The sequence below is a fragment of the Streptomyces sp. NPDC007205 genome (assembly GCF_040634095.1).
GTDB lineage: Bacteria > Actinomycetota > Actinomycetes > Streptomycetales > Streptomycetaceae > Streptomyces.
The window spans coordinates 212,235-236,654 of the sequence record NZ_JBEYEW010000004.1 but is presented as its reverse complement, the minus strand read 5'-3'; the positions used below and the strand labels follow the sequence as shown (position 1 = coordinate 236,654).

The following is a 24,420-nucleotide window of genomic DNA, read 5'->3' as shown; positions in this document are numbered from 1 at the left end:
GATCCTTCCTGGTGCGGTCAGCTGAGACCGACTCAGATGTCGAGGAAGCGGACGTCCTTGGCGTTGCGCTGGATGAACGCGCGGCGGGCTTCGACGTCCTCGCCCATGAGGACCGAGAACAGGTCGTCGGCCTGGGCGGCGTCGTCGAGGGTGACCTGGCCGAGGACCCGGTGCTCCTGGTCCATCGTGGTCACGCGCAGCTCCTCGGCGTTCATCTCGCCGAGACCCTTGAAGCGCTGGATCGAGTCCTCGCGGACGCGCTTGCCACGCTGCCGGCCCATCTCGATCAGCGCGTCGCGCTCACGGTCCGAGTACGCGTACTCGATGTCGTCCCGGCCCCACTTGAGCTTGTACAGCGGGGGGCGGGAGAGGTACACGTGCCCGGCCTCGACCAGCGGCCGCATGAAGCGGAACAGGAAGGTCAGCAGCAGGGTGCTGATGTGCTGGCCGTCGACGTCGGCGTCCGCCATCAGAATGATCTTGTGGTAGCGGAGCTTCTCGATGTCGAAGTCCTCGTGCACACCCGTGCCGAAGGCCGAGATCAGCGCCTGGATCTCCTGGTTCTGCAGGATCTTGTCGATCCTGGCCTTCTCCACGTTGAGGATCTTGCCGCGGATCGGGAGGATCGCCTGGTACTGCGGGTTGCGGCCGGACTTGGCCGAGCCGCCGGCGGAGTCACCCTCGACGATGAAGATCTCGCACTTGGTGGGGTCGTTCGACTGGCAGTCGGAGAGCTTGCCCGGCAGGGACGCCGACTCCAGCAGCCCCTTGCGGCGCGTCAGGTCGCGGGCCTTGCGGGCTGCCACGCGCGCGGTGGCCGCCTGGATGCCCTTGCGGATGATGTCCGCGGCCTCGACCGGGTTGCGGTCCAGCCAGTCGTTGAGGTGCTCGTAGACCGCCTTCTGCACGAAGGTCTTGGCCTCCGTGTTGCCCAGCTTGGTCTTCGTCTGGCCCTCGAACTGCGGCTCGCTCAGCTTCACCGAGATGATCGCGGTCAGACCCTCACGGATGTCGTCACCGGTGAGGTTGTCGTCCTTCTCACGCAGCAGCTTCTTGTCGCGCGCGTACTTGTTGATCAGCGACGTCAGCGCGGCACGGAAGCCCTCTTCGTGCGTACCGCCCTCGTGCGTGTGGATGATGTTCGCGAAGGAGTACACGCCCTCGCTGTAGCCGCTGTTCCACTGCATCGCGACCTCGAGGGACAGGCTCTTGTCCTTGTCCTCGGCCTCCAGGTCGATCACCGTCGGGTGGACGGCCTCCCCCTTGCGGGAGTTGAGGTACTTCACGAAGTCGACGATGCCGCCCTCGTAGTGGTACGTGACGGTCTTGACCTCGGCCTTTTCGTCCGCGCCCGCCTCGTCCGCGCCGGCGACCGCCTTCGCCGACTCGCGCTCGTCGGTGAGTTTGATCGTCAAACCCTTGTTGAGGAACGCCATCTCCTGGAAACGCCGCGACAGCGTCTCGAAGGAGTACTCGGTGGTCTCGAAGATGTCGGGGTCGGCCCAGAAGGTGACCGAGGTGCCGGTCTCGTCCGTCGCCTCGTGCTGGACGAGCGGGGCCGTCGGAACGCCGAGCTTGTAGTCCTGCGTCCAGCGGTGACCGTCGGTCCTGATCTCGACGGCGACCTTCGTGGACAGGGCGTTCACGACGGAGACACCGACACCGTGCAGACCGCCGGAGACCGCGTAACCGCCGCCGCCGAACTTGCCGCCCGCGTGCAGCACGGTCAGCACGACCTCGACGGCCGGCTTGCCCTCGGAGGGCACGATGCCCACCGGGATGCCACGGCCGTTGTCGACGACCCGGACGCCGCCGTCGGCGAGGATCGTCACGTCGATCGTGTCCGCGTACCCGGCCAGCGCCTCGTCGACGGAGTTGTCGACGACCTCGTACACCAGGTGGTGCAGACCGCGCTCGCCCGTGGAACCGATGTACATGCCGGGCCGCTTGCGGACCGCGTCCAGCCCTTCGAGCACGGTGATGGCGCTGGCGTCGTAGGAGGCGGAGGCTACGGCCTCGCCGTTCACGCCGGCGTCGGTGGACGGGATGTTCTCGTTGGGGTTGCCGGAATCGGCCACGAAGCGCCCTTTCTGGCACAGCACGAGCCGGGCTCGTCGGCAGGTTGCCGGAGCGGCTGCGGCATGTTGCGTTGGTAAGCCTTGATCAGCGTTGCTCAGCTTTTCCCGGGCGGTCCCCACGATGGGGCGGGATTGTCTTCCAGTCTACCGGTAGCTCTGACATCGATGGGGGTTTGCCGGTACCTGAGTCCCCATGTGCCGCCCTGAACCCGCCTCGACCGGGTCCCGATATACGGATGGGGGCTCCGAGGGGCTCACAGCGGCACTCAGCGCTTCGAGCCGTCAACCCTTGGCTACTGGGGGGTCAGATGGCGGTCCGCCCGCGCCGCGGCGGCTCTCCACACCTGTGTACGGAGCCCCGCCGACCGCGCACTCCCGGCCTCCGACGTGATGTACGTCACCCATACGTATCGCCGGGCCCGGAGCTCCCCGGAGCCCGCAGCGGGCCGTAGCGGCGGGCCGGGCCGCCCGGATTGAGCACCTTGATCATCCGCACGGTGCCGTGCCCCAGGTCCTCGTTGAGCCGGGCGACCAGCGCGGGCGCGAGATGGCGCAGCTGCGTCGCCCAGGCCGTCGAGTCGCAGCTCACGACCAGCACGCGCTCGTCCTCGTCGTACCGCTGCGGCACGCAGTGCTTGGCCAGGTCCTCGCCGACGATCTCCGGCCAGCGGCCCATCACACCGCCCACCGCCGCGGGGGTCTCCCAGCCGCGCTCGGTCAGCAGCCGGTTGATCGCGGCCCCCAGCGCCATGGGATCGCGCCCGTCGGCGCGCGCGCCGGAGCGCAGGCCACCGCCTCGGCGCGCCTGCTTCTTCTGCCGCGCCGCGTCACCACGCGCGCGTGCCTGTTCCTTCGCCGCGCGCAACGCCACGCGCGCGAGGTCGACACCGGAGGGTTCCGGCGCCTTCTCTGGGGCGGGGCCAGGAGCCTTGTTGTGAGCGGGTTCGTCGGTGCTCATACGCGCTCCACCGTCCCGCCGGACACGGTGTACCGCGCCCCGGCCAGCACCTGCGGTACGTCGTCGTCCACGGCGGCCGTGACCAGCACCTGCTCGCCGGGCGCCACCAGCTCTGCCAGCCGCTCGCGGCGGCGTGCGTCCAGCTCGGCGAAGACGTCGTCCAGGACCAGCACCGGCTCGTTGCCCTCGGCCCGCAGCAGGTCGTAGGAGGCCAGCCGCAGAGCGAGCGCGTAGGACCAGGACTCGCCGTGCGAGGCGTACCCCTTGGCGGGCAGCTGACCGAGTTTGAGAATCAAATCGTCCCGATGTGGGCCTATGAGGGTGACCCCGCGCTCGATCTCCTGCTTGCGCGCCTCCGCCAGAGCCGCCATCAGCTGGGCGTAGAGACCCTCGCGCGCGTGGGCCTCACCGGGCGCGGACGGCTTGTACTCCAGCGCCAGCGGCCCGCCGCCGGGGGCCAGCTGCTCGTACGCCTTGTCGGCCAGCGGCTGCAGCGCGGCGATCAGGTCCAGCCGCTGGGCGAGCAGCTCGGCGCCCGCGTGCGCGAGGTGCTGGTCCCACACGTCGAGCGTGGACAGATCCAGCGACCGACCGCCGTGCCGACGCGCGAGGGCGGCGGTCTTGAGCAGCGTGTTGCGCTGCTTGAGCACCCGCTCGTAGTCGGAGCGCACACCGGCCATCCGCGGCGACCGGGCCGTGATCAGCTCGTCGAGGAACCGCCGCCGCTCTCCGGGGTCCCCCTTGACCAGCGCGAGATCCTCCGGCGCGAACAGCACGGTCCGTACGATTCCCAGCACGTCCCTCGGCCTGACCTGCGAGGACCGGTTGATGCGGGCGCGGTTGGCCCTGCCGGGGTTCAGCTCCAGCTCGACCAGCTGCTGCCGCTCGCCCTGGCGGACCTGGGCCCGGATGACGGCGCGCTCGGCGCCCATGCGGACGAGGGGGGCGTCGGAGGCGACCCGGTGGCTGCCGAGGGTGGCGAGGTATCCGACCGCTTCCACCAGATTGGTCTTGCCCTGCCCGTTCGGGCCGACGAAGGCGGTGACGCCCGGGTCGAGCGGAACCTCGGCCCGGGCGTACGAGCGGAAGTCGGCCAGCGAAAGATGCGTGACGTGCATGGTCGTTCCGCCGGCCTTCCCCAGAGTGCTGATGGACTGTGGATCGCGGGGCTCGCGGGGCGGCCCTGTGGATCCCCGAGGGTCCTTGCGGACTACTTCTTCTCTACGGCGTGACCGCCGAACTGGTTGCGCAGCGCGGCGATCATCTTCATCTGCGGCGAGTCCTCCTGACGGGAGGCGAACCGCGCGAACAGCGACGCGGTGATCGCCGGCAGCGGCACCGCGTTGTCGATGGCGGCCTCCACAGTCCAGCGTCCCTCACCGGAGTCCTGTGCATAACCGCGCAGGCCCTCCAGGTGCTCGTCCTCGTCAAGGGCGTTGACGGCCAGGTCCAGCAGCCAGGACCGGATGACGGTGCCCTCCTGCCACGAGCGGAACACCTCGCGGACGTCCGTGACGGAGTCGACCTTCTCCAGCAGCTCCCAGCCCTCGGCGTAAGCCTGCATCATCGCGTACTCGATGCCGTTGTGGACCATCTTCGCGAAGTGGCCCGCGCCGACCTTGCCGGCGTGTACCGCGCCGAAGTCGCCCTCCGGCTTCAGCGCGTCGAAGACCGGCTGCACCTTGGCGACGTTCTCGGCGTCGCCGCCGTACATCAGCGCGTACCCGTTCTCCAGGCCCCAGACGCCGCCGGAGACACCGCAGTCGACGAAGCCTATGCCCTTGGCCGCCAGCTCCTCGGCGTGCTTCTCGTCATCCGTCCAGCGGGAGTTGCCGCCGTCCACGACCACGTCGCCGGGCTCCAGCAGCTCGGCGAGCTGGTCGATGGTCGACTGGGTGGGCTCGCCGGCCGGGACCATCACCCACACCACGCGCGGACCGCTGAGCTTGCCCACAAGCTCTTCCAGGCTGTGGACATCCGCGAGGTCCGCGTTGCGGTCGTATCCGAGGACGGTGTGGCCCGCGCGGCGAATCCGCTCGCGCATGTTGCCGCCCATCTTGCCGAGGCCGACGAGACCGAGCTCCATCAGTTGTGTTCCTTAGGTCGCTGTGTGGCGGAAGAGGCACGAGGTGCCGAAGGCGAGCCTAAACCCGCCCTCGCCTGCACAGCTGTGGGCATACGCGCTCATGCGATAGCCCACTGACCTGCGACTTTTCCGGTTGACTGGGGGACCCGGCCGGCACCCCCGCCCTCGGCCGACACCAGTGCCGGGCACCCACCAAGGCGCCCGGCACTGTGCACAGCTGTGGAAAACGATCAGCCGCTGAGCCGCACCGGCATGATCAGGTACTTGTACGCGTCGTCAGCCTCGGCATCCACCGCCGGCTTCCCACTGAGCAGCGCCGGCTTCGTGGACGTCGTGAACGACAGCTGAGCCACCGGCGAGTCGATCGCGCTCAGACCGTCCAGCAGGAACGTCGGGTTGAAGGCGATGGAGATGTCATCGCCTTCCAGCTGCGCGTCGACCCTTTCCACAGCCTGTGCATCGTCGCTGGACCCGGCCTCCAGGATCAGCACACCCTGCTCGAAGCTCAGCCGCACCGGGGTGTTCCGCTCGGCCACCAGCGCCACACGCTTGACGGCCTCCACGAAGGGCGCGGTCTCGATCACGGCGACGGAGTTGAACTCGGTCGGGAACAGCGTGCGGTACTTCGGCAGGTCGCCCTCGAGCAGACGCGTGGTCGTACGCCGCCCCGCGCCCTCGAAGCCGATCAGGCCCTCGCCGGCGCCCGACCCGGACAGCGCCAGCGTCACGCTGTCACCGGCGCCGAGCGACTTGGCGGTGTCCAGCAGCGTCTTGGCGGGGACCAGGGCGACCGCGGAGGCGTCCGGGTTCTCCGGCTTCCACAGGAACTCACGGACGGCGAAGCGGTAGCGGTCGGTGGACGCCAGGGTGACCGTGTCGCCCTCGATCTCGATGCGCACACCGGTGAGGACGGGCAGCGTGTCGTCACGGCCGGCGGCGATGGCCACCTGGGAGACGGCGGCCGCGAAGACCTCGCCGGGGACGGTGCCGGTGGCGTTCGGCATCTGCGGCAGCGCCGGGTACTCCTCCACAGGCAGTGTGTGCAGGGTGAACCGGGAGGACCCACAGACCACGGTCGCCCGTACACCGTCTGTGGAAATCTCCACCGGCCGGTTGGGCAGGGCGCGGGAGATGTCGGCGAGCAGCCGGCCGGAGACGAGGACGGTGCCCTCCTCCTCGACCTCGGCTTCCACGGACACACGCGCGGAGACCTCGTAGTCGAAGCTCGACAGGCTCAGCTGGCCGTCCTCGGCCTTGAGGAGAAGGCCGGCGAGGACAGGCGCCGGCGGACGGGCCGGGAGGCTGCGTGCCGCCCACGCCACTGCCTCCGCGAGTACGTCGCGTTCCACCCGGATCTTCACCGTAAGCCGCCTCCTGCTGTTGCTACTGAGTCCTCCGACTCGGTGTCACCGCCCACTGCGGAGGGAAGGACACCGGGGACCAGTCTGACGCACCGCACTGACAGTAGGTGCCCGTCGGGGTCAAGTCGCTCCGAGAGGCAGCCGGGCGCGAAACAGCGAGTTGTGCACAGGCCCCGCTTCGAAACGGTTGCCGAGCTCTCTCTAGTTGGGAGTAGTAGTAGGGCCTGTGGATACCGTGGATAACCTCGTTTTCCCAGCTCAGAGCCGGAATTTTATCCACGGGGCCTGTGGGTGGAGGCGGTGGACAACCCGGGGCATCTGTGGAGAACAGAAAGTTCTGCACACCCCGCCCACAGCCTGAGGGCAGTTCTCCCCAGCTGCGTCCCCAGGTTTACCCACGTTTCCCACAGCCCAATCCGGCACCTTCGTGTGACGGCTTTCACTCGACGCGGTGAGCGGGTGCGTCGCGTTGCCGAACAGTGGACAGCCATGTGGAGAAGCCGGGGATCGCTGGGGACAACCCGCGCCAGCCTGTGGGTCGTCGGTGGACAACTCCGTGCACAGCCTGTGGATCCTTCCGTTGTCCACAGTCTGTGGAGATCGTTTGTCCACGATTCCACAGGCTGCTGAGCTGGGCGAACGGCGGATCAACCGGCTCCCTGTGGATGCAGTTCGGGACAACTCAACAGTCCCCAGCATGTGGACGGAAAAAAGTCACCGAATCTGTGGAGAGGGGCCGTAACCCGCCAGAAAATCGAACACCCGGTGGCGGCACCCAGGGGCGGCATCCCCGCCCAGCGCCCGCACCGGGCACCCGTAAGGACACCGAGCAAGGACATCGAGCACGGTGGAGAGCCCCACATGCCGGAGGGCGCCCCCGGGGTCCGTAACCCCGAAGGCGCCCTCAGCGCAGTCCCACAGCCGGCGTCAGCCGCACCTCACCCGTTCTTGATCCGGTTCGTCAGCTCGGTCACCTGGTTGTAGATCGACCGCCGCTCAGCCATCAGCGCCCGGATCTTCCGGTCGGCATGCATCACGGTCGTATGGTCCCGCCCACCGAACTGCGCCCCGATCTTCGGCAACGACAGATCCGTCAGCTCACGGCACAGGTACATGGCGATCTGCCGCGCGGTGACGAGCGCCCGGCCACGCGACGTACCGCACAGATCCTCCACCGTCAGTCCGAAGTAGTCCGCGGTCGCCGCCATGATCGCCGTGGCGGTGATCTCGGGCGCGGTGTCCTCGCCGCCGGGGATCAGGTCCTTCAGGACGATCTCGGTCAGGCCCAGGTCCACCGGCTGCCGGTTGAGCGAGGCGAACGCCGTCACCCGGATCAGCGCACCCTCCAGCTCACGGATGTTCCGGGAGATCCGTGAGGCGATGAACTCCAGCACCTCCGGCGGCGCGTTCAGCTGCTCCTGCACCGCCTTCTTGCGCAGAATCGCGATGCGTGTCTCCAGCTCGGGCGGCTGGACATCGGTGATCAGACCCCACTCGAAACGGTTCCGCAGCCGGTCCTCCAGCGTGACCAGCTGCTTCGGCGGCCGGTCGGAGGACAGCACGATCTGCTTGTTCGCGTTGTGGAGCGTGTTGAAGGTGTGGAAGAACTCCTCCTGCGTCGACTCCTTGTCCGCGAGGAACTGGATGTCGTCGACGAGCAGGATGTCCATCTCGCGGTAGCGCTTGCGGAAGCTGTCGCCCTTGCCGTCGCGGATGGAGTTGATGAACTCGTTGGTGAACTCCTCCGAGCTGACGTACCGCACGCGCGTGCCCGGGTAGAGGCTGCGTGCGTAGTGCCCGATCGCGTGCAGCAGATGCGTCTTGCCGAGTCCCGACTCCCCGTAGATGAAGAGGGGGTTGTAGGCCTTGGCCGGTGCCTCGGCGACGGCGACCGCGGCGGCGTGCGCGAACCGGTTGGAGGCGCCGATGACGAACGTGTCGAAGAGGTACTTGGGGTTCAGCCGTGCCGTCGGCTCGCCGGGACCGCTCGCCGGCGCGGGCTGTGCGGCCAGCGGTCCCGGCGCTCCGGTGCCGCCGGCCGAGGGCAGGTCCGGCCGGCCGGGACCGCCGCGGTGCGCCGGGCCGCCGCCCGCCGGCTGCTCGGGCAGCTCACGGCGGACGGGATCGCGCTGGTCGTACTCGGCGCGCCCGGAGTCGTAGTCGGCGCGCGGGCTGTCGTACTCGCCGCGCTGCTGCTCGTACGACGGCCGGTCCATGCCCTGCGAGCGGTAGTCCGACGACGGCGGGCCGTAGACGTCCGGCCCGGAGCCGTAGGCGTCCTGGGACGACGGCGAGGCGTACGGGTCGCGCTCGGGGAAGCCGAGCCGCGGCTGCTGCCAGCCGTACTCGTCCTGCGTGGGACGCGGCCAGCCGCCGGGCTCGCGGCGCTGGTACTCGGAGGGATACGCCGGGCGCACGACGGGGAGCTGGTCGGCGCGACCGGGGGGCAACTGGTCGGCGCGGCTCTGGTGGTCGGCCGGCGGCTGCTCGGCGGCGCGGTGGCGGCCGTAGCCCTCGTACGGCCGTTCCTCGTATGACGGGCCGGACGGCAGCTCCGGCTCCTCGTAGCGCGGCTTCGGCGTCTGCTGCGCCGGCGCCGCGGGAGCCGGCGGCTCGCCCGCGGAGTCGTCCACGGTGATCGCGATGCGGATGGGGCGGCCGCACTCGCGGCTCAGTGTCTCGCTGACGACCGGCGCGAGACGGCCCTCCAGTACGCCCTTCGCGAATTCGTTCGGCACGGCGAGCAGGGCGGTGTCCGCCACCAGCGCGAGCGGCTGGCAGCGCCGGATCCAGTGCTCGTCCTTCCCCTCGACACCCTGTCCGCGGCCCTCACCGAGGAGCTGCTCCAGTACTCGTGGCCACACTGCGGCAAGATCGGCAGGTACGTCAGCCACAGGGCACGCTCTCTCACAGGTCCCACGAACGTGTGATCGCGGAACGGGTCGGGGGGTACATCGGGTGGTCGGCGGGTCAAACCCGCCGGGGCGGGGGACAAAAGAACGAATCGCAGTCCAGCCACGGTAGTCAGCGCGGCGGGTGCGGTTCAAGTTGTTGTCCCCAGCCTGTGGATAGTGTCTCTCCGTGACCCCCGGTTTGACCGGATGGCGCAGCCCCGCGTACCGTAACCAGGTCGAGTTGTCGATGGCTGCTGCCGCCTGCCTCCGATGGGCACAGGTCACGTCAGGTGATCGGGAAGCGGTGCACTCGGGCGTGACGCGAGCTACTCGTGGGCGCACGGTGACAGCCAAGACGGCACCCCGCCACTACCGATTTTCTGGAGCCCCCGAGTGAGCAAGCGCACCTTCCAGCCGAACAACCGTCGCCGCGCGAAGACCCACGGCTTCCGCCTGCGGATGCGCACCCGTGCCGGCCGCGCGATTCTCGCGAACCGTCGCGCCAAGGGTCGCGCCAGCCTGTCCGCCTGATCCCGATCAGGTCATGACGTCGTGCTGCCTACCGAGCATCGGCTGAGGCGGCGCGAGGACTTCGCGACCGCGGTCCGACGAGGACGCCGGGCAGGACGCCCGACTCTCGTCGTCCACCTTCGTAGCGGTGCCACGGACCCGCACGCGCCTGGGGAGAGCGCTCCCCCGACGCGTGCGGGTTTCGTCGTGAGCAAGGCCGTGGGTGGTGCGGTCGTGCGCAACAAAGTGAAGCGCAGACTGCGTCATCTGATGCGTGACCGAGTCGCCCTGTTTCCCCCCGGTAGCCTGGTAGTCGTACGAGCGCTGCCCGGATCGGGCGACGCAGACCACGCACAGCTGGCCCGAGACCTGGATGCCGCCCTCCAGCGGCTGCTGGGAGGGGGCGCGCGATGAAGTACCCGCTGCTGGCTCTGATCAAGCTGTACCAGTGGACGATCAGTCCACTGCTGGGGCCAGTGTGCAAGTACTACCCGTCGTGCTCCCACTACGGCTACACGGCCATCGACCGGCACGGTGCGATCAAGGGAACGGCACTCACAGCCTGGCGCATCCTCCGGTGCAATCCGTGGTCGCCGGGCGGTGTGGACCATGTTCCGCCGCGCAAGCGCCCGCGGTGGCACGAAATGCTGCGCGACGCTTGGCGTGCACGCAGGGGCGGGCCCTCCGCCGCCGAACCGGCCACCGAAGAGAAGCTCTCTTCCGAGCTTCCTCCGAGCCCGGCCGCAGAGACTTCGTCCCATGCCCAAGGAGCATGATTAGTGGACACGATTGCCAGCCTCTTCAGTTTCATCACCTGGCCCGTCTCCTGGGTCATCGTCCAGTTCCACAAGGTGTACGGGGCGATCTTCGGACCTGACACCGGGTGGGCCTGGGGCCTGTCCATCGTGTCCCTGGTGATCCTGATCCGCATCTGCCTGATCCCGCTCTTCGTGAAGCAGATCAAGTCGACACGCGCGATGCAGACGCTCCAGCCGGAGATGAAGAAGATCCAGGAGCGCTACAAGAACGACCGGCAGCGTCAGTCCGAAGAGATGATGAAGCTGTACAAGGAGACGGGCACCAACCCGCTCTCCTCGTGCCTTCCCATCCTGGCGCAGTCGCCGTTCTTCTTCGCCCTGTACCACGTGCTCAACGGCATCGCGACGGGCTCGAAGATCGGCGCCATCAACGAGCCGCTGCTCGCCAGCGCCCGTCATGCGCACATCTTCGGCGCCCCGCTCGCCGCGAAGTTCATGAACAGCGCGGACACGGTCGCGGCGCTCGGCGCCTCACTGACCGATGTCCGGGTCGTGACCGCGGTCATGATCGTCATGATGTCGTTCTCGCAGTTCTACACGCAGCGCCAGCTGATGACGAAGAACGTCGACACGACGGTCAAGACGCCGTTCATGCAGCAGCAGAAGATGCTGATGTACGTCTTCCCGGTCATGTTCGCCGTCTTCGGTATCAACTTCCCGGTCGGTGTCCTCGTCTACTGGCTGACCACCAACGTGTGGACCATGGGCCAGCAGATGTACGTCATCCGCAACAACCCGACCCCCGGTTCCAAGGCCCAGGCCGCCTACCTGGAGCGCCTGACCAAGCACGTCACGCACGCCGGCAAGGTCCGCCGCCGCAGCGAGAAGACCATCGTCAAGGCGATCGTCGCCAAGGGCCGCGACCGCAACGAGTTCGAGCGCAAGTTCATCAACGCCCTGAACAAGGCCGGTCTCGCCGCCCAGGCCGACGGCACCGTGGTGAAGAGCGTGACCCAGGCCGAGGCCCCGACCGCAGACGGTGCGGAGACCATCTCGGCGGCGGAGGCCGGCACCGCGGCGCGGCGCCAGCAGCCCAAGCGCCAGTCCAAGTCCCAGCGTCAGTCCGGTGGGCCCAAGCCGGCGGGCGGGACCACCTCGTCCACCTCGCTGGAGAAGTCCGACGAGCCGCAGGACGCCAAGCCCGCCGCTGCCCAGCAGGCTCCGAAGCCCGGCTCCGGCACCCGCAGCAAGGCCCAGTCCGGCCAGCGCAAGGGTGGCCCGCAGCGGCCCAAGTCCCCGTCCAAGAAGTAAGAAGGAGCCCATCCCGTGACGGAAGGCACCACCTCCGCCGCTGCCGAGGGTGCAGACACCCTCACCCGCCTCGAGCAGGAGGGTGAGATCGCGGCGGACTACCTGGAGGGTCTGCTGGACATCGCCGACCTCGACGGCGACATCGACATGGATGTCGAGGCCGACCGCGCCTCCGTGTCAATCATCAGTGACACCGGCAGCCGCGACCTGCAGAAGCTGGTCGGCCGGGACGGCGAGGTGCTGGAGGCACTGCAGGAGCTGACGCGCCTGGCCGTGCACCGGGAGACCGGTGACCGCAGCCGGTTGATGCTGGACATCGCGGGTTACCGGGCCAAGAAGCGGGCCGAGCTGTCCGAGATCGGCGCCAAGGCCGCCGCCGAGGTGAAGAGCACCGGTGAGCCCGTCAAGCTCAAGCCGATGACTCCGTTCGAGCGCAAGGTCGTGCACGACGCGGTCAAGGCCGCAGGACTGCGCAGCGAGTCAGAGGGCGAGGAGCCGCAGCGGTTCGTCGTCGTACTGCCCGCCTGATCGGTCCCCACGTTCCACCGGCCCCGTCTGTTGAGCAGACGGGGCCGAACTTTGTCAGCCTGGTAGTTCTGGTGGCCGACGCGCGAAGCGTCGGCGCTGTACGGAAGGACGGTCCCCGTGACGGAGGCAGCGGAGCTTCCCCCCGCGCCCGAACAGGCGCGGGAAGTGTTTGGTGATCGCTTCGCCGATGCGGTCCGCTACGCGGAGCTGCTCGCCGAGGCGGGCGTTCAGCGTGGCCTGATCGGCCCGCGGGAAGTGCCCCGCCTGTGGGAGCGGCATCTGCTGAACTGCGCGGTGCTCTCCGAGGCCGTCCCCGAGGGAGTGACGGTCTGCGATGTCGGCTCCGGCGCCGGATTGCCCGGCATCCCCCTCGCTCTGGTCCGGGACGACCTGAACATCACCCTGTTGGAGCCGCTGCTGCGGCGCACCAATTTCCTCACCGAGGTCGTCGAGCTGCTCGGCCTGGATCATGTCACGGTCGTGCGGGGGCGTGCCGAGGAGGTTCTGGGGAAGTTGCCGCCGGTCCATGTGGTGACCGCCCGAGCCGTGGCCCCGCTGGACCGACTGGCCGCGTGGGGCATCCCGTTGCTGCGCCCCTACGGCGAGATGCTCGCGCTCAAGGGGGACACCGCCGAGGAGGAACTGAAGGCCGCGGCCACGGCACTCAGCAAGCTCGGCGCGGTGCAGACGTCCATCCTGCATGTGGGCGAAGGAGTGGTAGACCCGCCGTCCACCGTCGTACGGGTCGAGGTCGGTGAGAGCCCCGGCGGTGTGCGGTTCGCGGCTAAGCGGGCGAAGGCGGCCCGGACGGGCCGGGCACGCCGCCGTCGCTGATCCGTCCTGACCACGCGGCGTACTCCACACAAGGTGCCAAACCTACGCAGGACGGAGTGTCGCAGGGGTCCGGTCGCAGCCGCTGTGCATCGTGTTTCACGTGAAACGTCGCTCACTTCTGCACGGCATCATCAGTCGTGGCCGCGCCGCGGCCGAACCCCGCGACCGCAAGCCTCTCAGTTCACTCGGAGGGGCAACCAAGTTGTCCACAGAGGTGGATTTCTCCACAGAACACCAGGCCTCACTGGTTCACGACCCCGAAGGCATGGGAGGCTCTGTTCATTGCGAGCCTGAAGTCGAGGAGAGTGAATCCTTGCGGTCCGACGCCAACATCGCGGGACCGATGACCGATCCGGTCCCCGGTCCCCGTACCGAGTCGATGGGGGCGGATGTTTCACGTGAAACACCGCCCCCGATGGACGACACTCCCATCGGTCGTGCGGCCCAACTGGCGGTAGAGGCTCTGGGCCGCGCCGGCGAAGGTCTGCCACGACCGGAGCAGACCCGAGTCATCGTGGTCGCCAACCAGAAGGGCGGCGTGGGCAAGACGACGACAACCGTCAACCTTGCCGCTTCGCTGGCTCTGCACGGCAGCCGTGTCCTGGTGATCGACCTCGACCCCCAGGGCAACGCGTCCACCGCCCTCGGAATCGACCACCACGCCGACGTCCCTTCCATCTACGACGTGTTGGTGGAGAGCAAGCCTCTGGCCGAGGTCGTCCAACCGGTGGCGGACGTGGAAGGCCTCTTCTGTGCTCCGGCCACCATCGACCTCGCCGGTGCCGAGATCGAGCTGGTGTCCCTGGTGGCCCGGGAGAGCCGACTTCAGCGGGCGATCCAGGCGTATGAACAGCCCTTGGACTACATCCTCATCGACTGTCCGCCCTCGCTCGGCCTGCTGACGGTCAACGCGCTGGTGGCGGGCCAGGAGGTCCTCATCCCGATCCAGTGTGAGTACTACGCACTCGAGGGTCTGGGCCAGCTGCTGCGCAACGTCGACCTGGTGCGGGGGCACCTCAACCCCACACTGCATGTGTCGACCATCCTGCTCACCATGTACGACGGCCGGACGCGTCTCGCGTCCCAGGTCGCGGAAGAGGTGCGCACCCACTTCGGCGACGAGGTGCTGCGGACGAGCATTCCCCGCTCGGTCCGTATCTCCGAGGCGCCGAGTTACGGGCAGACGGTGCTGACCTACGATCCTGGATCGAGCGGTGCCCTCTCGTATCTTGAGGCGGCCCGAGAAATCGCGCTGAAGGGCATTGGCGTCAGCTACGACGCGAGCCAGGCCCATATCGGCGCTCAGAACGACCCGAACATGGTGGAGGGGATCCAGTGAGCGAGCGACGGAGGGGGTTGGGCCGTGGGCTTGGCGCACTGATCCCCGCTGCCCCGACCGAGAAGACCCCGGCTCCGGCCGCGCTGGGAGGCGGAGCCTCCACCTCCCCGGCAGCGGTCCCGGTGCTGACGACTGACCGCGGAGTCGCCGCGGCGAAAGTGGCCACGCTGCCGCCTGTTTCACATGAAACCGAGGAGCCCCCGGCAAATCCGGTCACCGAGATGCCGGCTCCTCCGATGGGCGCGCACTTCGCCGAGATCCCTCTCGACGCGATCTCGCCCAACCCCCGCCAGCCGCGTGATGTCTTCGACGAGGACGCGCTCCACGAACTGGTGACCTCCATCAAGGAGGTCGGTCTCCTGCAGCCCGTCGTGGTACGGCAGCTGGGGCCCGGCCGCTATGAGCTGATCATGGGTGAGCGCCGCTGGCGAGCATGCCGTGAGGCCGGCCTGGACGCCATTCCGGCGATCGTCCGCGCCACGGAGGACGAGAAGCTCCTCCTGGATGCGCTGCTGGAGAACCTGCACCGCGCGCAGCTGAACCCGTTGGAAGAGGCGGCCGCCTACGACCAGCTGCTGAAGGACTTCAACTGCACGCATGACCAGCTGGCCGACCGGATCGGGCGTTCCCGGCCCCAGGTCTCCAACACCCTGCGTCTGCTGAAGCTCTCGCCAACGGTCCAGAAGCGGGTTGCCGCTGGTGTCCTCTCCGCCGGTCACGCCCGAGCCCTGCTGTCCGTGACAGACTCTGAGGAGCAGGACCGGCTGGCTCATCGCATCGTGGCCGAAGGCCTGTCCGTGCGAGCCGTCGAAGAGATCGTGACCCTCATGGGCTCGCGGCCCCAGAAGCCTCAGCGCTCCAAGGGCCCGCGCGCCGGCTCCCGGCTCTCCCCGGCACTGAACGAGCTGGCGACCCGCCTGTCGGACCGCTTTGAGACCCGGGTGAAGGTCGACCTCGGTCAGAAGAAGGGCAAGATCACCGTCGAGTTCGCCTCCGTGGACGATCTGCAGCGGATCCTGGGCACCCTCGCGCCGGGCGAGGGGCCGGTGCTGCAGGGCGAGCTTCAGGAGAACGAGGTGGAGGACCAGGACGACTGATCCTGGCTCGGCCCCCTCGGTCGTACAGGGAGCGGGCTGTGTCCGGTGTGTACCGGAACACGGCCCGCTCTTTGCTTTGAGTCGGTATCGAGGGAATCGCATGGTGGATACGATGCGATCGGGTATGGCACATCCACCGGACAGCGTCTGCATCTCTCAGTGGGGAGACGGGGGCCATGCGATCGATGAGCCGCACCGGACTGGTGAGCGCGGGCCTGGGCCTTGGAGCGGTCGGCGGATTCGTCGGCAGCCTGCTCAGGGAGCGGAGCGCTCTGACAGCCGCTTGTGATGCGGCGGCGAAGGAAGCGAGGAACAGCCTTCATGGGGCGTCGGCTCGTGCCGCTCACGCTGGACAACCTTCAGGACCTTCCCTCACGCTGTCGCTCGTGCGTCTTCTGGGAGCTGGACCCCGTCAGCGGTGAAGCGGCGGTAAAGGGCGGCACCTCCGCAATGGAGAAGGAGGCGTGGATCTCCGCCGTCCTGCTGGACTGGGGATCGTGTGGCCGCGTGGTGTACGTCGACGACGTGCCGGTGGGCTTCGCGCTCTACGCTCCTCCGGCCTATGTCCCACGCTCGACGGCCTTCCCCACGAGCCCCGTCTCGCCGGACGCCGTGCAGCTGATGACGGCGTTCATCATGCCCGGCTATCAGGGCCAGGGGCTGGGGCGGGTGCTCGTACAGACGGTCGCCAAGGATCTGCTGCGCCGAGGCTTCAGGGCGATTGAGGCCTTCGGCGACGCCCGCTGGAAGGAGCCCGCCTGCCTGTTGCCGGCGGATCATCTGCTGGCCGTGGGGTTCAAGACGGTCCGGCAGCACCCCACACATCCCCGGCTGCGGCTGGAGCTGCGCTCGACGCTCTCCTGGAAGGAAGACGTGGAGATGGCGCTCGACCGGCTTCTGGGAGCGGTACAGAAGGAGCCTGCGCTGCGGCCCCTCTAAGCTCCGACCCCTCTCACACGAATGGGCCAGCCCATCCGGGCTGGCCCATTCGTGTTTCACGTGAAACGTCACTCGGCGATGAACTCATCGAGGTCGCGCACGATCGCGGCCTTCGGCTTGGCACCGACGATGGTCTTGGCGACCTCGCCACCCTGGTAGACGTTCAGGGTCGGGATGGACATGACGCCGTACTTGGCGGCCGTATTCGGGTTCTCGTCGATGTTGAGCTTGACGATCTCGATCTTGTCGCCGTACTCGGCAGCGATGGCCTCGAGGGACGGTGCGATCTGCCGGCACGGGCCGCACCAGGCGGCCCAGAAGTCCACCAGGACGGGCTTGTCGTTCTTGAGGACGTCCTGCTCGAAGGAATCGTCGGTCACATTCTTCAGGGTGCCGGCCACGGCGGGCTCCTTAACTCGATCGTGCGGGGGGCGAGGGGGAAGGTCAGACGGCGGCGGTCTTCTCGGGCTCCGCCTTGTCCTCGTCCGCGAGGGCGGAGAGGAAGCGCTCGGCGTCGAGAGCAGCGGAGCAGCCGGTACCGGCTGCGGTGATCGCCTGGCGGTAGGTGTGGTCCACCACGTCACCGGCGGCGAAGACACCTGTGGCATTGGTGTGGGTGGACGGGGAGGTGACCTTCAGGTAGCCCTCCTCGTCCAGATCCAGCTGGCCCTTGAACAGCTCGGTGCGCGGGTCGTGGCCGATCGCGATGAACAGCCCGGTCACGGGCAGCTCCGACAGCTCGCCGGTCTTGACGTTGCGCAGCTTCAGGCCGGAGAGCTTCTGCTCGCCCTGGATCTCGGCGACCTCGCTGTCCCACACAAACTTGATCTTCGGGTCGCCGAAGGCGCGCTCCTGCATCGCCTTGGAGGCGCGCAGGGTGTCCCGGCGGTGGACGATCGTCACGGACTTGGCGAAGCGCGAGAGGAAGGTGGCCTCCTCCATCGCGGTGTCGCCGCCGCCGATCACGGCGATGTCCTGGTCCTTGAAGAAGAACCCGTCGCAGGTGGCGCACCAGGAGACGCCGCGACCGGAGAGCGCGTCCTCGTTCGGCAGGCCCAGCTTGCGGTGCTGGGAGCCGGTGGCGACGATGATGGCCTTCGCCTGGTGCACCGTGCCGGCGGTGTCGGTGACGGTCTTGATCTCACCGGTCAGGTCGACCGAGACGATGTCGTCCGGGACCAGCTCGGCGCCGAAGCGCTCGGCCTGCGTCCTCATGTTGTCCATGAGGTCGGGGCCCATGATGCCGTCGCGGAAGCCCGGGAAGTTCTCGACCTCGGTGGTGTTCATCAGTGCGCCACCGGCGGTGACGGCGCCCTCGAACACCAGGGGCTTCAGCGACGCGCGCGCGGTGTAGAGCGCCGCCGTGTAGCCTGCGGGCCCGGAGCCGATGATGATCACGTTTCGGACGTCGCTCACGGCTTGTTTCCTCGTCTCTGGTCTGCGTCGGTCGACCGGTGGGAGCGCCTTTCAGAACTCTCACCCACCCAACGGATCCTACGGGGCGCGCATTCCCGCTGTGTCGGAGCGCACGCATGCGGCGAGGCTACGGATGGCGCTGCCGGAGTGGGTCAGGTGTGCCGGTGAGCACGGCTGGGCTGCACACGGCAGGCATCAAGATCATCGTTGGGTACAGTAGTAAGACGCTCAACGTGCGGGGCACAGCCTGTGGGGGAACGGATTCCGACTGGAAGACGGTGCAGATCGGTGGCCGTGATGGCTGGGTGGCGGCGGAATGCGTCGCTCTCCGCATCTGATTCCAGCGGCGTCGTTGAGGTGACCTGCTGAACATCCACGCACGTGGGTGACGTGGAAAGGTCACGAGTTCGGTGCTCGTGGCTTTTCCTTGTTCACAGCCTCGGCCACGTCACTTCATGGTCGGGGGTAGGACTCTTTCAAGAGGACGGTGCCCGAGGCCGTGGGAGGTTGACGGACACAGGCCGCGTCGACGATATAAGCCGTGACCCGAGCACTGTCATGGGTATCGGGCACGACGACGAGGTAGGCGCTCTTCCCGGCGTAGGTGCCCACCTTCGAGGCCAGGGCGCCGTCGCCCCGGGGGATGACCCGCCGAATACAGCCGGGTACCGGGACCTCGGTCTGAAGCAGTGTGTTGGCGCTCTCTGTGCCCCCCGGCGTTTCCCGTCCGGAGTCGGTGCCGGAGCGTGGTCGCTGACCGGTGTCTCCGTGTGTGGTGTCCCTGTTCGAGGCCAACAGGTCCCGCACCTGGTTCTCGACACTGACGCCGGAGAAGGCGCTGCTGGCCGGACTCGGCTTGCCGTGAGCCGTCGTCGTTGACGTCCCACTGCCGAGCACCTGGACTACCAGGGCCCCGGCCCCGAGCACGGCCGCGGTCAGAACACCCCCGAGAACGACGGCCCTGCGGCGGCTGCGTCCGGTCGTCTTCCGCCCTGGCCCGGTTGCCCCCTGTGGGCGCCCGGCAGGGCGAGAGGTGGTAACCGGTGTTTCACGTGAAACATGACCGGCGACGTCGTCTTCGGGTGCGCTGAGGAGCGCCTCGGCGGCGAGCGCCGCATCGATACGACCGACCACGTCGGCCGGCATACGCAGTGTCTCCGATACGGATCCCAGCAGTCCCCGGAATTCCTCCAATGAGGCATGGACGTCCGCGCACAGCTCGCACGAGTCGAGGTGCTGTCGTATGGCGCTGCTGCGGTCCGGAGGGAGAAGGTCTTCGGTGAGGTCGGAGATCTCCGCGACATCCGGGTGCCCGGCCGTGTCTGGCGTGGAAGTCACGCTCGCCCACCTCCGCCCTTCACTACGGCTGAATCGCTCGGTCTGGCGTTCTTGGGGCCTTCTCTCGGAGACCCCGTTGCAGGTGGGACGGATGTCCCCTCCACCCGGTTCCGTCCCGTGCCGGGTTCTTTTCCGCTTCCGGAACCTTCGGGCCTTAGATGAGCCAGCAGAGGAAGCAGCCGGGCCCTGCCGCGGGCGCACCGGCTCTTCACCGTGCCCGTCGGTACATCGAGGATCCGGGCGGCCTCGGCCACGGGGTAGCCCTGCATGTCCACGAGGACCAGGGCGGCCCGCTGGTCGTGCGGGAGGGTACCGAGCGCTTCGAGGAGCTGGCGGTGCACGTCGTTCCGCTCGGCCGGTGCCGAAGCCGACTCGTGGGGCTCAAGCAGCTGCTCCAGCCGTTCTGTGTCGTCGACCGGCGAGGTCTTCCGTGAGGCCGCCTTACGGGCACGGTCCAGGCAGGCGTTCACCGTGATCCGGTGCAGCCATGTTGTGACAGCCGACTGGCCCCGGAAGGTGTGGGCGGCCCGGTAGGCCGACACCAGGGCGTCCTGGACCGCATCGGCGGCTTCCTCGCGGTCCCCCAGTGTCCGCAGCGCGACCGCCCAGAGCCGATCCCGATGCCGCCGGACGATCTCACCGAAGGCATGGGAGTCGCCTTCCACATGGCGGGCGAGCAGATCCCTGTCGCTCACTCCGTCGAATCCGGCGTCATCCGCCATCTGCCCCCTCCGGTCCGGGTGCGGCGTCAGCCCGTGAACTTCACTTCGCCGATCGCCTGTTTGTAGCCGGCGTCGGCGTACAGGGTGGAGTCGTACCCCGACTTCGGCACGGCCGTCAGCCAGACGAGGACATAGCGCGTCGTCACCGGCTTGGTGACCTTCACCGTAGCGGTATTGCTCGTCGTCGTGGCCTCGCCGATGCGTGTCATCGAGTCCAGCGACGGCGGCGTCAGCGAGTCAGCCGCGTACAGCTCGACCGTCGTGTGGTCACCGCCGTAGCGCATGTCGAGTGTGGCCGTGCTGAGCTTCTTGGCCGAGCCGAGGTCGTACATGATCCCGACGCCCGGCTTGAGGGGCGCGATGGGCGGGCCGGCGTTGAAGCTCTTGGTCCGCCAGTATGTCGAGGCGTTGCCGTCGTACGTGTTCCGGACGTCGCCATGCTGGGCGTCACCCTCTGCAACGAACTCCCGGCTGTCCTGGATCTTTATCGGTGTCAGCTTCGACTTCGCCGTGCCCTTGCCACCGTCGTCCGTCGTCTGGGTCCTGTTGGTGTCGTCGGACTTGTCTCCCCGGCCCATCAACGCATCCGCCAACTGCCAGCTGCCCAGACCGAGGGCCGCGATGAGGAGCGCGGACACCGCCCACTTCAGGGCCTTGCCGGTGCGGCTCTGCAGCGGGGGCGGCGGGGTCACGATCGGCTGGGGCACGCCGGGATGCGGCGCCGGTCGGCCGTACGTGCCCTGCTGGTAGGTCGTGCGCTGGTACTCGGGCGGAGCGGTGAACGCCGGCTCCGGCGGGCGGATGCGCGGCATCTCACCGATCGCCTTCACCAGCTCCTCCGGCGTGGTGCACGGAGCCTCGTGCCGGGAGGCGGTGGCCCCGTCGTTGGCGAGTGCGCGCATGGCCAATTCGGACAGACCCCGGTGGACACCGGCCCGCACCTGGTCCGGTGCGATCAGGCCGACGCCCTTGGGGAGGCCGGAGAGACCGTACGCGTCGCTCTCGTACGGCCAGCGCTGGGTCAGCGCGGCGTACAGCAGGGCGCCGATCCCCTCGGTGTCGGTGCGCTGCGGGGTGTCGGAGCTGATGCCGCGCAGCGCGGCGTTCACGGCGAGGCCCCGGATGCGCCACTGGCCGGTCGAGGCGCGCAGCACGGCGTTCGGGTTCAGCCGCAGATGGGCGAGGCCCTCGCGGTGTGCGGCGGCCATGGCGGAGGCGACCTGACTGACCAACTGGTAGGCGTCGTGCGGCTCCAGCGGGCCGGTCGTGAGGAGCGTGGTCAGCTCGGTGGCGTCGGGCAGCCACTCGTGCACGACGTAGACGAGGTCGTTCTCCTCGACGGCGTCCAGGACCTGGACGAAGCGCGGATCGCCGAGCAGCGCGGAGGAACGGGCGGCAGCCAGGACGGAACGGGCCCGCGCATGGTCCGCGGGAAGGATATGCACGCCGACGGCACGGCGGAGTTTCTCATCGACCGCACGCCAACTGCTGAATCCGTCCAGACGGGTGACGCACTCCTCCAGTCGGTAGCGTCTGGCGAGCTTGTGGCCGCTGTGCAGTTCCGGAGGCGAGGCCTTCTTCCCTGGACGCTCGGTCCCGCCGCTCCCCCCTGCCTCGTCGCTGTCCGTGTCCTGCTCCGGGTTCTTGGCCACCCCGTCGGCCGTGGACTGGTCCGCCTTCGCGGTCAGCGGCTGCTCACCGCTGTTGTCTGCCACGTCGACGGCAGCCGTGCTCCGTTCCGCCACCGTCGTCCCTGCCTCCCCATCCGTTGCACGCTGTCCGACGCCGAAACCAATTGTGCCCACAGTCCGCCGCTATGCACGACACACGGCGGCGGACGATGGTTGTGCACCTACCCCCGCCTCATCGGCCCAGACGTCCGCGGACCATGCCCACGAGCGAGTTCAGTTCCTCGATGCGCATCCGGCGGGCGGCGACGAAGAAGACGCCGAGCAGGACGGCACCGCCGGCGAGCAGCGCGGCGAAGGACCCGACGACGCCCTGGCCGAGGGTGTGCCCGATGCCGTAGCAGGCCGCGCCGCTGAGCAGGGCCGCGGGCAGCGAGGCGATGCACAGGCGCGCGTACGTCCGCAGCACCCGGGTGCCGTCCAGGTCACCGTCGAGCCGCTTGCGCAGGCGCTGCCAGGCGACCCCCACACCGATCGCGTAGGCGATGCCGTACGCGGCTGCCATTCCGGCGACCGCCCAGCGGGACGGCAGCAGGAAGTAGCAGAGCGCGGAGACGGCCGCGTTGACCGCTGCCACGATCACGGTGTTGTAGAAGGGCGTGCGGGTGTCTTCGTATGCGTAGAAGGCGCGCAGAACGACGTACTGCACCGAGTACGGGATCAGGCCGAGGCCGAAGGCCATCAGCATGTAGCCCATGTTGACGGCCGAGCTCGTGCCCGCGGAACCGAAGATCAGCGTGCACATCGGGATGCCGAGCGACAGGAAGCCGAAGGCGATGGGCACGATGGCGACCGCCGTGGTGCGCAGACCCTGGGAGATGTCGTCGCGGACGGCACCGCTGTCGCCTTCGGCGGCCGAGCGTGAGATGCGCGGCAGCAGTGCAGCCATGAGGGACACCGTGATGATGGCCTGCGGCAGGCCCCAGATCAGCTGGGCGTTGGCGTAGGCGGCGAAGCCGGTGCCCTTGACACCGGAGTGGTCGCCGGCGGCGGTGGACAGCTGGGTCACGACCATGGCGCCTGCCTGGTTGGCGAGAACGAACAGGATCGTCCACTTGGCGAGCATCGCGGCCTTGCCCAGGCCGTGGCCTCTCCAGTCGAAGCGCAGCCGGATCCGGAAGCCGGTCTCGCGCAGGTAGGGGATCATCGCCAGCGCCTGGACGACCAGGCCGAGCAGCACACCGACACCGAGCAGCCGCTGACCCTGCGGCGGGATGTTGGTGACGTCCATGTGGGAGTTGGCGGCGGTGCCGTAGACCCAGATGAACGTGCCGAGCGACACGATGATGACGATGTTGTTCAGGACCGGGGTCCACATCATCGCCCCGAACTTCCCGCGTGCGTTGAGGATCTGACCCATCACCACGTGGATGCCCATGAAGAAGATCGAAGGCAGGAAGTAACGGGTGAAGGTGACCGCGACCTCGTTGGCCGCCGGGTTGTCGGCGATGGTGGGAGACAGCGCCCGCACCAGCAACGGCGCGGCGAACATCGCGAGCGCGGTCAGCGCGGCCAAAGCCACCATCACAAGGGTCAGCAGCCGGTTGGCGAAGGCCTCGCCACCGTCCTCGTCCTCTTTCATGGACCGCACCAGCTGCGGCACGAAGACGGAGTTGAGCCCGCCGCCGACGGTGAGGATGTAGATCATCGTCGGCAGCTGGTAGGCGACCTGGAAAGAGTCGGCGAGGAAGCCGAGGCCCAGCGCCGCGGCGATCAGCGCGGAGCGGATGAAGCCGGTGAGGCGGGAGACCATCGTGCCCGCCGCCATCACGGCACTGGACTTCAGCAGCCCGCCGGCCTTGCCGCCCTTCTTCGCGGGGGCGGGAGCAGCTGCCGCCACGGGCGCGGCGTCCCTGTGCGGACCTGCGGGATCCGGTGCCGGTGCCGGGGCGGGCACCGCCGGGTCCGCCGGGGCAGCCGGGTAGGAGGCTTCGGCGTACTGGTTGCCCTGCTGGGGGCCCTGGCCGTTCGCCGGGTACTGGCCGGCGGGGCCGTACCCGGTGCCCTGAGCGGCGGCCGGTCCGGAGAAGCCCGGCGCATCCATGGGCGCCTGCCCACCACTCTGCTGCTGGTCCTTGAAGAGGTGCGCGAAGGCGTCCGGCTCGTGGTACTCCTCGCCCGAGTGCGTGACCAGGTCGTCCACGCCCACGAACTGGGTGGTGCGCGGGTCGTCGCCGTACGGCAGGTACGGGGTCGCACCCTCCGGCTCCGGTGCCGGCGTCTGCGCCCACACCCGCGGGTCGGGTGCGTACGGTGACGGGGCGGGCGGGCCGTACAGGGGCTGCTGCTCGTAGCTGCCGGCAGGGGGCGGCGGGTGTGCGGCGCGGTCGTAGAGCGCCTCGGCGACCGGGTCCTGCGCGGCCAGGTCGTGCGCCCGGTAGGGGTCCTGGTCGTAGGCGTCCTGGAGGTACATGTCCGCCGCTTGCTGCGGCGGTACCTGACCGGGCTCCGGCGGCGTCTCGGGGTAGCCCGAGCCGGCCGCGCCCTGGCCGCGATCACCGTCGTACGGCGCGTTCATGCTTACCCCACCTCATCGTCCCTGGCTCACCGGCCACGACATCGC

At 68.6% G+C, this 24,420-nt stretch carries 21 protein-coding genes; 9 read left to right on the top strand and 12 right to left on the bottom strand.

The features are described from left to right. Positions 1-32: 32 nt before the first annotated feature. From gyrB to dnaA, 6 genes are all read right to left on the bottom strand, one after another. Complete coding sequence (gene gyrB / locus ABZ624_RS09800) at positions 33-2,102, bottom strand: DNA topoisomerase (ATP-hydrolyzing) subunit B (RefSeq protein WP_360084548.1); 2,070 nt, start codon at positions 2,100-2,102, stop codon at positions 33-35. A 373-nt stretch (positions 2,103-2,475) separates the two neighbouring features. Then, a complete protein-coding gene (locus ABZ624_RS09795; protein WP_360084545.1) occupies positions 2,476-3,036 on the bottom strand; it encodes a DciA family protein in 561 nt (186 codons plus the stop codon). Next, entirely contained in the window at positions 3,033-4,154 is a 1,122-nt protein-coding gene (recF, locus tag ABZ624_RS09790; RefSeq protein ID WP_360084542.1) for a DNA replication/repair protein RecF, read from the bottom strand. Before recF ends, ABZ624_RS09795 begins: the two co-directional genes overlap by 4 nt. Before the next feature lie 92 nt (positions 4,155-4,246). Further along, on the bottom strand, positions 4,247-5,122 hold the full coding sequence (gene gnd, locus ABZ624_RS09785) for a phosphogluconate dehydrogenase (NAD(+)-dependent, decarboxylating) (RefSeq protein WP_360084539.1): 876 nt from the start codon (positions 5,120-5,122) through the stop codon (positions 4,247-4,249). A gap of 230 nt (positions 5,123-5,352) precedes the next feature. Further along, positions 5,353-6,483, bottom strand: a complete 1,131-nt coding sequence (gene dnaN / locus ABZ624_RS09780) for a DNA polymerase III subunit beta (protein WP_351601089.1) — start codon at positions 6,481-6,483, stop codon at positions 5,353-5,355. Between the two features lie 938 nt (positions 6,484-7,421). Further along, on the bottom strand, positions 7,422-9,377 hold the full coding sequence (gene dnaA, locus ABZ624_RS09775; protein WP_360084536.1) for a chromosomal replication initiator protein DnaA: 1,956 nt from the start codon (positions 9,375-9,377) through the stop codon (positions 7,422-7,424). A 393-nt stretch (positions 9,378-9,770) separates the two neighbouring features. Here dnaA and rpmH point away from each other — a divergent pair, with 393 nt between their 5' ends. From rpmH to ABZ624_RS09730, 9 genes are all read left to right on the top strand, one after another. Further along, a complete protein-coding gene (gene rpmH, locus ABZ624_RS09770) occupies positions 9,771-9,908 on the top strand; it encodes a 50S ribosomal protein L34 (protein WP_015659252.1) in 138 nt (45 codons plus the stop codon). A gap of 21 nt (positions 9,909-9,929) precedes the next feature. Further along, positions 9,930-10,301 carry a ribonuclease P protein component gene (rnpA, locus tag ABZ624_RS09765; RefSeq protein WP_078992730.1) on the top strand — a complete coding sequence of 124 codons (372 nt, stop codon included), beginning with the start codon at positions 9,930-9,932 and terminating at the stop codon, positions 10,299-10,301. Next, on the top strand, positions 10,298-10,663 hold the full coding sequence (yidD, locus tag ABZ624_RS09760; RefSeq protein WP_360084533.1) for a membrane protein insertion efficiency factor YidD: 366 nt from the start codon (positions 10,298-10,300) through the stop codon (positions 10,661-10,663). Before rnpA ends, yidD begins: the two co-directional genes overlap by 4 nt. A 3-nt stretch (positions 10,664-10,666) precedes the next feature. Next, the gene (yidC, locus tag ABZ624_RS09755) at positions 10,667-11,956 is read left to right on the top strand and encodes a membrane protein insertase YidC (RefSeq protein WP_360084530.1); all 1,290 of its coding nucleotides are present in this window, start codon (positions 10,667-10,669) and stop codon (positions 11,954-11,956) included. 15 nt (positions 11,957-11,971) lie between these two features. Then, positions 11,972-12,484 carry a R3H domain-containing nucleic acid-binding protein gene (locus ABZ624_RS09750; protein WP_360084527.1) on the top strand — a complete coding sequence of 171 codons (513 nt, stop codon included), beginning with the start codon at positions 11,972-11,974 and terminating at the stop codon, positions 12,482-12,484. Positions 12,485-12,601: 117 nt separating this feature from the next. Next, entirely contained in the window at positions 12,602-13,318 is a 717-nt protein-coding gene (gene rsmG / locus ABZ624_RS09745) for a 16S rRNA (guanine(527)-N(7))-methyltransferase RsmG (protein ID WP_360084525.1), read from the top strand. A 265-nt stretch (positions 13,319-13,583) separates the two neighbouring features. Beyond that, positions 13,584-14,657, top strand: a complete 1,074-nt coding sequence (locus ABZ624_RS09740; protein WP_360085199.1) for a ParA family protein — start codon at positions 13,584-13,586, stop codon at positions 14,655-14,657. Beyond that, positions 14,654-15,754 (top strand): ParB/RepB/Spo0J family partition protein, encoded by a 1,101-nt coding sequence (locus ABZ624_RS09735; RefSeq protein ID WP_360084522.1) that lies wholly within the window; start codon positions 14,654-14,656, stop codon positions 15,752-15,754. The genes ABZ624_RS09740 and ABZ624_RS09735 overlap by 4 nt, the downstream gene beginning before the upstream one ends. 321 nt (positions 15,755-16,075) lie before the next feature. After that, positions 16,076-16,693: a GNAT family N-acetyltransferase gene (locus ABZ624_RS09730; protein WP_351241981.1), complete on the top strand. Its 618-nt coding sequence runs from the start codon at positions 16,076-16,078 to the stop codon at positions 16,691-16,693. A 68-nt stretch (positions 16,694-16,761) separates the two neighbouring features. Here the strand turns inward: ABZ624_RS09730 and trxA are convergent, their stop codons facing one another. The 6 genes from trxA to murJ form a co-directional block, all read right to left on the bottom strand. After that, positions 16,762-17,094 carry a thioredoxin gene (gene trxA / locus ABZ624_RS09725; RefSeq protein ID WP_351241979.1) on the bottom strand — a complete coding sequence of 111 codons (333 nt, stop codon included), beginning with the start codon at positions 17,092-17,094 and terminating at the stop codon, positions 16,762-16,764. A 43-nt stretch (positions 17,095-17,137) separates the two neighbouring features. Next, entirely contained in the window at positions 17,138-18,109 is a 972-nt protein-coding gene (trxB, locus tag ABZ624_RS09720; RefSeq protein WP_360084519.1) for a thioredoxin-disulfide reductase, read from the bottom strand. A 453-nt stretch (positions 18,110-18,562) separates the two neighbouring features. Continuing rightward, on the bottom strand, positions 18,563-19,255 hold the full coding sequence (locus ABZ624_RS09715) for a hypothetical protein (RefSeq protein ID WP_360084516.1): 693 nt from the start codon (positions 19,253-19,255) through the stop codon (positions 18,563-18,565). A gap of 188 nt (positions 19,256-19,443) precedes the next feature. After that, on the bottom strand, positions 19,444-20,169 hold the full coding sequence (sigM, locus tag ABZ624_RS09710; protein ID WP_360084513.1) for an RNA polymerase sigma factor SigM: 726 nt from the start codon (positions 20,167-20,169) through the stop codon (positions 19,444-19,446). 26 nt (positions 20,170-20,195) lie between these two features. After that, positions 20,196-21,914 (bottom strand): protein kinase family protein, encoded by a 1,719-nt coding sequence (locus ABZ624_RS09705; RefSeq protein WP_360084510.1) that lies wholly within the window; start codon positions 21,912-21,914, stop codon positions 20,196-20,198. A gap of 118 nt (positions 21,915-22,032) precedes the next feature. Beyond that, positions 22,033-24,375 (bottom strand): murein biosynthesis integral membrane protein MurJ, encoded by a 2,343-nt coding sequence (murJ, locus tag ABZ624_RS09700; protein ID WP_360084507.1) that lies wholly within the window; start codon positions 24,373-24,375, stop codon positions 22,033-22,035. Between the last annotated feature and the right edge of the window lie 45 nt (positions 24,376-24,420).